8 protein-coding genes are annotated in these 12,496 nt (G+C 39.2%); all 8 read right to left on the minus strand.

The window, feature by feature from the left end:
• Positions 1 to 93 precede the first annotated feature (93 nt).
• Positions 94 to 1,761, minus strand: a complete 1,668-nt coding sequence (locus J1899_RS21700) for a glycerol-3-phosphate dehydrogenase/oxidase (protein WP_214476679.1) — start codon at positions 1,759 to 1,761, stop codon at positions 94 to 96.
• A 238-nt stretch (positions 1,762 to 1,999) separates the two neighbouring features.
• Positions 2,000 to 3,490, minus strand: a complete 1,491-nt coding sequence (glpK, locus tag J1899_RS21705; protein ID WP_214476681.1) for a glycerol kinase GlpK — start codon at positions 3,488 to 3,490, stop codon at positions 2,000 to 2,002.
• 115 nt (positions 3,491 to 3,605) lie between these two features.
• A complete protein-coding gene (locus tag J1899_RS21710; RefSeq protein WP_214476684.1) occupies positions 3,606 to 5,624 on the minus strand; it encodes an alpha/beta fold hydrolase in 2,019 nt (672 codons plus the stop codon).
• 238 nt (positions 5,625 to 5,862) lie between these two features.
• A complete protein-coding gene (locus J1899_RS21715) occupies positions 5,863 to 6,396 on the minus strand; it encodes a glycerol-3-phosphate responsive antiterminator (protein ID WP_425514990.1) in 534 nt (177 codons plus the stop codon).
• Between the two features lie 170 nt (positions 6,397 to 6,566).
• Entirely contained in the window at positions 6,567 to 8,009 is a 1,443-nt protein-coding gene (locus J1899_RS21720; protein ID WP_214476688.1) for a PH domain-containing protein, read from the minus strand.
• Positions 8,010 to 8,417: 408 nt separating this feature from the next.
• Complete coding sequence (locus J1899_RS21725) at positions 8,418 to 9,656, minus strand: L-lactate MFS transporter (RefSeq protein WP_066442049.1); 1,239 nt, start codon at positions 9,654 to 9,656, stop codon at positions 8,418 to 8,420.
• Between the two features lie 106 nt (positions 9,657 to 9,762).
• Positions 9,763 to 10,491 carry a LytR/AlgR family response regulator transcription factor gene (locus J1899_RS21730; protein ID WP_066442047.1) on the minus strand — a complete coding sequence of 243 codons (729 nt, stop codon included), beginning with the start codon at positions 10,489 to 10,491 and terminating at the stop codon, positions 9,763 to 9,765.
• Positions 10,488 to 12,131 carry a sensor histidine kinase gene (locus J1899_RS21735; protein WP_214478976.1) on the minus strand — a complete coding sequence of 548 codons (1,644 nt, stop codon included), beginning with the start codon at positions 12,129 to 12,131 and terminating at the stop codon, positions 10,488 to 10,490. The genes J1899_RS21730 and J1899_RS21735 overlap by 4 nt, the downstream gene beginning before the upstream one ends.
• Between the last annotated feature and the right edge of the window lie 365 nt (positions 12,132 to 12,496).

Consider the following 12,496-nt stretch of genomic DNA (forward strand, 5'->3'; position numbering starts at 1 on the left):
AGTTAGATCTTAGAGGAATTTTTATTAGATTTGTGATCCTCGCCCATTAACCATTGATTAGGACACTTAAAAAATTTCTCTTCAAAATTGCACTTAAAACTCTTCCTTAGCAATCGGATGTGATGCTTCATAAATGAACTGTTCCAGTTCTTGCTTATATTCCACTTCCTGCTCGTTGCTCCAGTTAAAGATTTTTTTCATATACTGGATGACTGAATCCTTATGTGCTTGAACCCAGGCAATATCAAAGAAGAGGGCACTGGTTCTTCGAATAAAGAAGTCTGCTGGCTTATAGACCTGCTCATCATTTATAGCATACGTTAAACACGCATAAACGACTGGGTCAAGATTTTCTGCTATTGCTTTGTTGGCATCATCCTGATAAATAGAATACACTTGATCCACATTTGATCCATAGCGCTGCACTAATTTTTCCGCTTCAGCTTCTGTCAGACCTAGCGTCTTGCCTTCTTCTACCTTGCTCTGTGCAAATGTGATGAATCCTTTCGAACCGCCTACATCTCCGCCAGATATGGCCATATGCTTTGTTTGTGTTGCAGGAAATTCTCTGTCTTCCTCTTTGTGGAGCTGCTCCGCCACTAAATCAACAATGTTTTCCGCCATTTTACGGTAGCCTGTCAATTTCCCTCCAGCTATGGAGATAAATCCTGATTCTGAAACAAAAATTTCATCTTTTCTTGAAATTTCAGATGGCGACTTTCCATCCTCATGTATCAATGGTCTAAGCCCCGCCCAGCTTGATTCCACATCATCTGCTGTAATCTTCACTTCTGGAAACATAAAATCAATCGCTTTTAATACATAATCACGATCTTCAACTGTCATTTTTGGATGAGCAATATCCCCCTTATAAACAGTATCTGTCGTGCCCACATATGTCTTGCCTTCTCTTGGAATGGCAAATACCATGCGCCCATCAGGTGTATCGAAGTATATTGCCTGTTTTAATGGAAAACGGCTGCGATCGAAGACAAGGTGAATACCTTTTGTCAGCTGCAGTGATTTGCCTTTTCTTGACTTGTCAATCTCCCTTAGAGTATCTACCCATGGGCCTGCAGCATTCACAATTTTCTTTGCCCGAATCTCCTGAACAGATCCATCCGTTAAATCCTCTGCTTTAATCCCAACGACTTTCCTATTTTCATATACTAAATCAGTGACCTTCATATAATTGAGAGCCAATGCGCCTTTTTCAACAGCCTTTTTCATCACTTCGAGGGTCAGGCGGGCATCATCCGTCTTGTACTCTACATAATAGCCTGCACCATTCATTCCCTCTCTTTTCAATAATGGCTCACGTCTTAACGCTTCATCTGGGGTAAACATTTTTCTTCTTTCGCTTTTCTTAACTCCCGCTAGAAAATCGTACACCCTTAAGCCGATATTGGTTGTAAAAGGACCAAAAGTTCCTCCTTTATAAAAAGGCAGCAGCATCCACTCTGGCGTTGTGACATGGGGGCCATTTTCATATACAATCGCTCTTTCCTTTCCTACTTCAGCCACAACTCCAACTTCAAACTGCTTTAAATAGCGCAATCCGCCATGGACAAGTTTCGTCGATCTGCTTGATGTGCCGGCAGCAAAGTCCTGCATTTCTACAACAGCTGCTTTCATTCCCCGGGCAACAGCATCCAGTGCAATTCCCGCTCCGGTGATTCCGCCTCCAATCACAAGGAGATCCAAAGGTTCTTTTTGCATTTGATCTTTAACGTCCTGCCTTACTAAGTTTGTGAATTTCATACAAGTCAATCCTCTCGTTTTATGTTCTCTTCTATGTCATTACAAGCTATTAAACAATGTTTTCGTTCCTGATTCTGAAGGTACAAAAAAAGAGACCACAAACCGACCCTGCTTTTCGTTGCCAAAAAAGGGTGATTGTGGTCTCTCGAGATCTCCAGCCAAATAGTATTAACTTATTTTTAGTATAACATTTGATGCATAAATTTTAAAGTTTAACGTTACAGCAATTGTAAAAAATCTATTTATATTCACGTGTTGCTTTGACCGCTTTTTTCCAGCCATTATAGAGCAATTCACGCTTTTCCTCAGCCATATTGTCTGTAAAGGTGCGATCCTTTCTCCATTGCTGAGCGATTTCTTCCTTTTCGGACCAGAAATCAACTGCAAGGCCAGCAAGAAAAGCAGCGCCTAACGCTGTCGTTTCATTCACAACAGGCCGGTCAACAGGAACTCCTAAAATATCGCTTTGGAATTGCATTAAAAAGTCATTCTGAACAGCACCGCCATCCACGCGCAATGATTTTAAATCAATACCAGAGTCTGCTGTCATTGCATCTAATACATCTCTTGTCTGGTAGGCAAGAGACTCCAATGTCGCACGGATAAAATGCTCCTTTGTTGTACCGCGTGTCAGGCCAAATACGGCTCCGCGAGCATCACTGTCCCAATAAGGGGTACCCATTCCTACAAAGGCAGGTACCATATATACGCCTTCAGTTGATTCTACTTTGGTTGCATACTCTTCACTTGCCTTGGCACTGTCGATCATTCTCATTCCATCTCGCAGCCATTGAATGGCAGATCCAGCGACAAATATACTTCCTTCCAGCGCATATTCAACTTTCCCGTCAACACCCCACGCAATCGTCGTAAGAAGTCCACGCTCGGACTTAACTCCTTCACTGCCGGTGTTCATTAACATAAAGCAGCCTGTTCCATACGTATTTTTAGCCATGCCCTTCTCAAAACATGCCTGGCCAAACAATGCTGCTTGCTGATCGCCGGCAATACCGGCAATAGGTACGTTGTAGCCAAAGAAATGATAGTCTACTGTATGTGCATAAACCTCTGAAGACTGACGGACTTCAGGCAGCATGCTTTTTGGTATATCTAAAATCTCAAGCAGCTCATCATCCCATTGCAGGTCATAAATATTAAACATAAGTGTCCGGGAAGCGTTTGAATAATCGGTTACATGCACCTTGCCGCCTGAAAGCTTATAGACCAGCCAAGTATCAATAGTACCAAATAAAAGCTCACCATTATTGGCCTTTTCTCTGGCACCTTCTACATGATCAAGAATCCATTTTACTTTCGTACCAGAGAAATAGGGATCTAAAAGCAGACCCGTTTTACTGTTAAATAATTCATTATATCCTTTGTCACGCAGTTCCTGGCAAATGTCCTCCGTTTGGCGTGACTGCCATACAATCGCATGATGTATTGGTTTCCCGGTGTTCTTATCCCAAATAACGGTTGTTTCTCGCTGGTTTGTAATGCCTATTCCTGCTACTTCCCCAGGCTCCACATCTGCCTTTCGCAGCACAGAGGCAATACAAGCAAGAATGGAAGTCCAAATTTCATTTGCATCATGCTCTACCCAGCCTGGTTTCGGAAAAAATTGTTCAAACTCCTGTTGAGCTGTCCCAACAATTTCACCCTCTTTATTAAAAAGAATAGCACGGGAGCTTGTTGTACCTTGATCCAATGCTAATATATATTTTCCCATCCGTATTCCTCCTCTTCCATCCATCATTCCTTGCCGTAATCTTTAACGTGTTAGATTGTGAATAAAAGAGAGCCCGGAACACCTTGCTCCTTGCTCTCTTCACATTTATATTCTATTAGAGAATTGTATACAGCGCAGTATTTGCCAGTGTAATGAGTGTCATTAACACGGTATTTAGAATAGCACCTACATATACATTGCCCGTTTTTCTATAAAAGTAGCGATTGAAGATGGCAGCTACCAGAAGAACGGGAACCAGTCCAATGACGATAATAGAGGATAACGATTCTCCCGTATAACCTGCCGTTCCTGTCGTAAATAGTAAACCATATTGATAGCCTAAATATAAAACTAAACCGCCTATAAAGTGAACGATGGAAACGAGATAACCTTTAAATCCATCATATTTTACACTAGCTGTATTCATATTGACAGATAAGCCAATGATGAAATAGTAAATAAAGAAGAGTGGAGCATATTTTAATAAAGCAACCAGATGCTGATCTTCAAACGTTTTCACAGCTAGTGTCCACAGACGGAAATCAACCTTGAATAAAGCATCTACAAGATATAGAATTCCAAAGCCGATCGCAATTGCTGCAATAGCTGTTACGAAGGCAGCAAGAATCGTTTTAATAGAAACCTTAATTCCATAGCTATTAATCGTTGCACCTTCAGGCTTTTTAGCAATATAGTGATAGCCAACCATAATCATTAAAGTGACAATCGCGACATTAATAGCCCAATAAAGAACTGGGTTTACCGTTGGTGCTCCAAAGAATTCTGTTGTAGCTATAAGAGTATCTTGGTTCCTTAAAATAACATATTGAACCACACTCAAAACAAGCATAATAGAAGAAACGACTGTGATTGTACGCTCTGACTTTTTCACCATTGAGAAGATTAGAGCAATGGCAGAAATAGCAATAAAGACCATACTCACTTGTCTCAAAAGCCTCATTCCGTATAGATCTCCACTATATAATGCAGAGAAGAATAAAGCAGGGAACAGGAGCCCAATGACAATTAAGAATAAACCTGCAAGCTTTGATCCATTTGTTTTTGCTTCTGGAAGCAGATCAGGTCTGCCAGTATAAACGTTTTTCAAGAAAGGCAGTTTTGACAGCAATGATACAACTGGTATGAATAGCATGAAGAATCCAATCAGTGCAAGGAAAGAGAACCACTCTTTATACATCCATGTCTGACCATCCGCATCTACTGTTACAATATTGCTGTAATCAGCAAATGTCATATCATAAAAATCAATTGCGTATTCTGTAGATGTTTTTGAAAAATGATTCCAAGGGTGTGTTTCATTTGGCTGATAAATAACCCTTTTTCCGCCATTGACTTCATATATAGTGCCTGCCTCCGGATTTTCCGGATTGCCTAAAAATCCTTGCCCTTCTGCAGTACCGATGTAATTTTTCTTCACTACAGGTGCGCCAGCCGCTGCTGCGTCAGCATCAAAGAAGAATTCATCATAGATACCTGCAATTTTACCAGATGTTCTTGGACCATATGAATTGTTGATGATTTCATCTGTGTATTCCAGTGATCTCAGCCACTGATAATCAGAGCCCATTGTTAGAGAACTAAAGATTTTTCTGATACCTGATTCCTGAAAATCCATTTCATCAAGCATAACGGCATGAGTTGACGAGAAGCCGCCCATTGAATGCCCAGAAACTGCAATGATTCCATTGCCGCTTTCATCTTTCAGAACAAAGTCCTGATCGTACATATATTGAACGGCATCATAAATGGCTTGAGGCCAGAATGAGAAAAACGGAACTGGCTTTTCCATTGTACCTGTTGAATGTCCATGATCATATTGATCTAATGCTAAAACGACATAGCCTCTTTTAGACATTTCAATTGTCTGTGCATCCTGCATCTCAGCAGAATTCAGATAACCGTGAGTTGCAATAATCGTTGGTCGCGGCTGTTCGTCACTTCCTTCTGGTTTATACAAGAGACCAGAAAGCTCTCCTCTTGGTGTATCAAAGTAAATCCGTGATACATCCACATCCCCACTCGAACTATTAAACTGAGAAGCTGAAAAGCTGCCAACTAAAATCAGCAAGAATGAAACCACTAATAAGATGACTGTTTTTTTCATGTTTTTCATATTAATCCCCCTTTTGATCTCTCTTTAAAACTCCATCCCCAATAACGATGACCATTTTCAGAGCATAAAAAAGACACACTAAATACCCTTGAATAAATATCCAAAGCATTTAATGTGTCTCCTGATCACGGTCACTAGTTATTAACTTAAATACAGTGTATAACTATATGAAAACGGTGTCAACAAAATATTTTCGGGGCAGGGTTTAGAACTTTTTCAAAAAGGTCTTCTACGTATCTTACCAAAGTTCTCTATTTGAAGTCGTAACAGCAATAGCGCCGTTTTCTATAGACTTCTCGACATCCTCTTTCGTGCGGATCAAACCGCCAGCAATAAGCGGAATACCTGTTTTTTCATGAATTTCTTCCATGATGCCTGGAATAATGCCCGGCAGCACTTCTATAAAATCAGGCTGGATTTTTCTGCATACTTTCACATTGTTCTCAAGCACATGACTGTCTAATGCAAAGAGCCTTTGAATGGCAATAATATTGTGCTTTTTTGCCAAAGTAATCACGTTTACTCTGGTAGAGATAATGCCATCCACCTTCACGTTATTGATTAAATATTCAATCCCGTATTCATCCATTTTCAGGCCCTGAATAAGATCCGCATGCATAAACACCTTTTTACCGTTCTTCTTTGCATACTTGACTACACTTTCTACCTGAGAAAGACGGGTTTCTAAAAAAATGATATATTCATGGTCTTTTTTTAACGCATATTCAAAATCCTTCATATTGCGGATCGCAGGTATAACTCGATTAAACAACCTCTCACATCCTATTTCTGATTTATGAATCATTAGCACACTCGATGGCACATTAACTTTATCGGCATCATTGTACCATTTTTACACTCCTTTTACGGTACGCCTGCCTAAACAGAAATAAAAGGATTTAAGAGGAAAGAAGAGTTCCTCCAAAAGGACGTTATCATTTTTTAATACTCCAGCGCCTGCTCTTCTCCTTCTTTCCATTCAGCAGGAAACTGTCCATAACGCCAGATAATACTTCTTTCATAAAATGCATACCATAAGTGAATACCATCTATAATCTGCTGTATTTGTTCTTCTGACTTTAGCTGTTCCTTGGTCTCCAGAAAATAAGCAAGATAGATTTCTAAATGATGATGGAACTTCACAGCAACTCCAATGTCTCGATTGATAAGCGGCTGAAGAAAGGAAATGATTTCATCAAGTTGTTCTTGAGGAATTGCCTTCTCTGTATAAAGATTATGAGCTACCAGTGATTGCTGTAATGTATACTTTTCACTTTTAAGTTTATTTCCTTTAGGGACTAGCAAAAAGGATTTCAAACTCTGCCTCGTTTCTTTTGGCAGCGTCAGCTCGAAATATAACCCCATCCTTTTCGTAGTTTCAGTATGCTTCTTCATTTTATAAGAGATATAATAAATACGGTCTTTTTGCAGCTTCGGAAAATGAAAGAACCTGGTTATTTTGATGTTCCTGCGGTTCTCAAAACCATACTTTAGAAACATTCCAGTGACATTCGGTTTTATTCTATAGCCACTGTTAGGAATAAGGTATTCAAAGAAACTATTCCAATATCTGATGCAATATTTATAGATTACGAGTGAAGAAGTACTTTTCTTTTTATTTATATCTTCATTCAGCTCTTTTTGCAGAACCCATGCCCCGCCAATCCAAAGAACACTTAAGAAGACTGCAAACTTCCATACTTCTATTAAGGAACTTTGTACAATGAGGCTTATAACTATAACTGCTAAGATAAGAGCTGCTAAAAAAACTCTCCAAAAATAACGTTTTTTCAGCTTCTTTATATATTGCTCCTGAGAGGGATCTAAAGGTTTAAAACCGAGCCATCTGCTTACCTTCTCCTTTACCTCTGGACGTTCTTCAATCTGAAGATCAGATACTTCATAAAAAAGGCCGGATTTGCGATGAGATTGAGGATTCATCTCTTTTTCGATTTTTATTTCTGCCACAGTGCTGTCATCAATTGATGAGCTAAAACTACCCCTCTGGTCGTTTATAAAATGGAAAAAAGACTCTGTTTCTTCTTTCTCTAACATCTCTAATTTAATCCATTTTCCTAAATACAGCATGTCTATTTTTCCATAAACCCAGCCTAGATTGTATTTCATATCTAAAAGCTCATCATACTTAAATTCATACAGTGTTAATTTCCCTTTATAGCCTTTATCAATAAAAAGAAAGCGGCTATTGGTTGCGATGAACATCCCAGTAAATGTTTGATAAGTGCCGCCCATTAAGCGTAAAATCTTTTCATTATCCTTTAAAATATTGGGCAGCTCTTCAATCTCTTTTCTCATTAATTTCCTTCGATGATCACTTACATGCAGTTCTTGAAGCTGCCGCTGAACTTCTTCCATACTTGGCATGCTATCACCTCAGTTCTATATGTACTCACCTAATTTTTAAATTTCTTTTAGCATACGTATAAGTTAGATAAATTGTTTCAAAATCATGCTGAACAACAAAACAATCATCCTAAAATTAATCTCAATATGCTGTTTTTGTAACTTTATTGCTTGATGATGTGAATAAATTTGTTTACTCAGGAGTCTAATAACATCATTTTATATTTATTTTTTAAAAGCCACAAAAAAACCGAACAATTAGTCAGGCTGTTAACCTCTGCTAATCGTTCGGATGTTTCTTGAGCTGAACCTAATGTCTCAATCTCTTTGCTTTATACCTTAATCTTTTAGAAATTGCCGGGTTCCTTTGAAATGAACAATAGGATGTTCTGCTGTATACCTATACCTTCAATAATGCCTTTCATTTTCTTATCCAACTCTTGTTCCAGGCTGCATCCGTTTCATCTTACCTGTACTTTCTTTCACCTGATCCGCTTCATGCGGAGGTTTGATCGTCATAGCAATGATGAGAGAAATAATACATAGAACGGCAATAACCGTAAAGGTTGCCTGGAAGCCTCCAAGAATCGCTGCGACAATTGATCCTGCTAAAGCACCTATTCCAAAGCCCTGATAAATGACACCATAGTTTTTACCTTGATTTTTAAGTCCAAAGAAATCGGCTACGATGGCTGGAAAAACGGTAATATTTCCTCCGAAGCAGAAGGCGATAGCTGCTACACAGGCAAAGAAAATTGGGAAATTCAATGGCACAAAACTTAATACTGCTACCGCAATAGCTGTGGCTAATAGTGTTCCACAGACAACTTGCATTCGACCAACTTTGTCTGACAAAGCCCCTAAAATAATTCGGCCAGTGGTATTAAAGATTGCTACTAATGCTACTGCATTTGCAGCTGTGGCTACATCTAAACCAGCTAGACTCACACCAATGTCCTTAACAATACCAACTAAATATAAACCGCTCATACAAGCTGTAAAGAAGATGATAAATAGCATGTATGCCTGTTTCGTCTTAAGCATCTCTTTTACTGTATAATCTTTTTGAATTGATGCTGCTTGTGCTGTGCTCTCTCCAGAGACCTTCGCTTCTTTTAATAAGAAAGAACCGCCAACGACCATGACTAACACGATGAGTCCCCATAATAAGAAGGCTGTTGAAACACCAAATGAAGAAATGAAGCTTGCGTTGACATATTTGAAAATTAAGCTGCCTGTTCCGAATGCACCTACTGAAATTCCTGAGATTAATCCTTTTTTCTCCGGGAACCACTTAATCAAGTTACTTAATGAGGTAATATATGCCGTACCGTCAGCAAAACCGACAATAACTCCTGCAACAATGTAAAGCGTCCATAAAGAAGATACTTGGGAGCTTAAGATCAGTCCAGCACCTAATAAAATCCCAGCAGCCGCAACTAAGCGGCGAAGTCCCCACTTATCCTGCAGCTTTCCTGAGAAAAGGGTAGCAAACGCAAGTGCAAAGCTTGTGATCGAGAACGTAATGGCTGTTGCACTTAAATCCCAGCCAAATTTATCGACTAGCGGCTGGTTAAATAAACTCCATGTATAAATAGTTCCAAGTCCCATTTGAACAATGACTGTGCCTATTATAATAAGAAAGCGATTTACGTTTTGGTTTTTCATTCCGATCTCCTCTTTCTTAACGGTTTCTATACTTGAATTTTACCGCTGGAAAGCTTTATGAAATCGGTATCAGAATGAAATGCCTCAGATCTGGAATGAATGGTATTTACAAATGCATAATCTGTCGAAAGGTTTTTGATTTGCTTCTGCTGACCGGTATTTCAGCCTTTATATCTTTTAATCGGACGATATACGTATTGTTGAACCAAGGAACAATTTCATGTATTTTAGACAGGTTTACGCTATACGAACGGTGACATTTAAAGAAAATATCCTGCGGAAGTTTATCATGAAATTCGCTTATAGACATCGGCATGCTGTATTCGTCTGTTTTAGTATAAACAAGAGTCGTCTTCTCACTTGCTTCTGCGTAATAAATATCATTCACATCTGTTACGATGATATTTTCATTTTTCCGGAGGTTGATTCTGCGATTTGAATCTGAAGGAACTTCATCATGCGGCTGCTGATTCTTTTTAAAAGCTGATTCCAGCTTCGCTAACATCGCTGCAATTCTTTTTTCCTCGTATGGCTTTAATATGTAATCAAAAGCCTCTAACTCAAATGCTTGTGCTGCATGTTCCTTATAAGCTGTAGTAAAAATGATATATGGCTTTTTTGCAAACTTGCTTATACTCCCTGCAAGCAGCATGCCATCCAATGAAGGGATATTGATGTCTAAAAAGATCGCATCCACTTCTTCTTCTTGTAAAAATTTTAATACATCAAGTCCGTCTTCAAATGCAGCAACAATGTCGATCCCGCTATGCGTCTCAATTAAATATTCCAGCTCGTCCTTCGCCGGAATTTCATCTTCTACAATGATGGCTCTCATGATATCTCCTTTGTTATGTCAAAATAAACTTCCGTTCCTGGCTCCAGCCTCTGAATGACTAGACCTGTTCCATAAATTAATTTCACACGCTGATGTACATTGGATAAACCGATTTGCTTGGAGGAAACCGTCCCTTGGTATAAATGATCAATGACGTCCTGCCCAATCCCCACCCCTGTATCGCGAACACTCACTCTAATTTTCCGGCCTGTATCTTTAATTGAAATCGTCACTTTCCCAGGTCCTTTTCTTTTTAAAATGCCATGAATAACTGCATTTTCAACTAATGGCTGGATCAGTAAACTTGGCAATTTTAAATGAATGTCATCTACATCGTATTCAACTTGAAGACGTTCACCAAACCTCGCTTTTTCTATTTTGATATAATTCTCTACTTGTTGCAGAGCTGTCCCAATATCAATAAGTTCTTCATCTACTTCTAAATTATATCGCATATAGCCCGATAAGCTGATGATCAGTTCTCTCGCTTTATCAGGGTCACGTCTTGTAGTAGAAGCTATTGCATTCAGAGCGTTAAATAAAAAATGAGGATTGATTTTTGTCTGCAGCGCCTTTAATTCTGCTTTATTTGCCTCTTCCTTAATCTGCTCTACCCTTGAAACTTCCATTAAGGTAGAAATAATCTGGGCAAGTCCGATGGCCATTGTCTGAAGTGTATATGTGATCGTATAAGCCTTACGATAATAGATTTTCAGCGTGCCCGTAATAATACCCCTTTCCTCTAAAGGAATGATCAGCAGGCAATGGATCTGCGGAGTATGATGATCTGCAATATTGTTTCGGATCGTAATCTTCCCGCTGCGGATCGTCTCTTTTGTTAAATCACTAATAATTTCTTGGCCAATCTGATATTTTTCTTCTCCATAGCCCACATAGGATAGCACGTCTTTTGTATCTGTTATCGCAACGGCATCTGCTTTAATATCTTTTTTTATAATGGTACAGATGGTATGAAGAGATTCCATGTTGATGGATCGAAAATAGGGAAGTGTTTTATTCGCAATATTAAGAGCTAATTGTGACTGCTGAGCGGCAATACGTTCCTTTTCACCCTCCACACTGGCAATCATCAGCACAATTAATCCAATGCTCCCCTGTCCTAAAATCATTGGAAATGCAATCTTTGAAACGATATCCACCCCTAGTTCATATGGTTCAGCCATCATGAGTATGAGGATCATCGTTAAGATCTCACAAAACATTCCCGCTGCAATGCCATATATCCACCTTCTGGCCTTTTTCATATAGAGATAGATATAACCCGATACAACCCCAGCCAAGATACTTGTGATCAAACAGGGTATAGAGGTTACTCCCCCAATATCGATTAAATACCGGTGAACTCCTGAGACAATCCCTGTTATAATCCCCACCCATGGACCGAAAAGAATCCCTCCAGCCGTGATGGCAATTGTCCGGATATTCACAATAGAGCCTTCTACTTCTATTCCTGAGTAGGTTCCAAATAGGGCAAATAGACAGAAGATCACCGTGATAATTGATAGCTCTGTTGGAGAATGCCGATCTCTTTGCAGTATTTCTTTAAATCTCGGCACTCGCGTCATAAAAAATAGAGTAATCAGTAATAGTGCTGCTCGTTCAATTAATTGAATGAGCATTTGCAGTTCAATTGAAAGGTACAAGGCGAACAGCCTCCTTGGTGCTAGATTCTTTTATCTTAATAATATCACTGCAGCATCGCATTAATGAAATCCCGATTACACTATGTTCTTGACTCTCACTTACGAGAAACTTTCATTTAACCTGACTGACTTTAAATCCTAAGAGCAGGGTACCGTCCGTCCAAAGCATTTTTCAGAAGCAATTGTATTTTCAACAGAAAGAGTGCAATTGAAAATAGCATATTCGAGGATTGGATGTTCATCTATTTGCAGTTTGATCGTTTCTTTTGCCATTTTTACCTGTTATTGATAGATTAGAAAGGGAGGCACAATCGGACAAAAAGGTTTTTTTACACAGATCA

Origin of the sequence: Cytobacillus gottheilii, from assembly GCF_018582665.1 — a bacterium.
In the GTDB taxonomy this organism is placed as follows: Bacteria; Bacillota; Bacilli; order Bacillales; family Cytobacillaceae; genus Cytobacillus; species Cytobacillus gottheilii.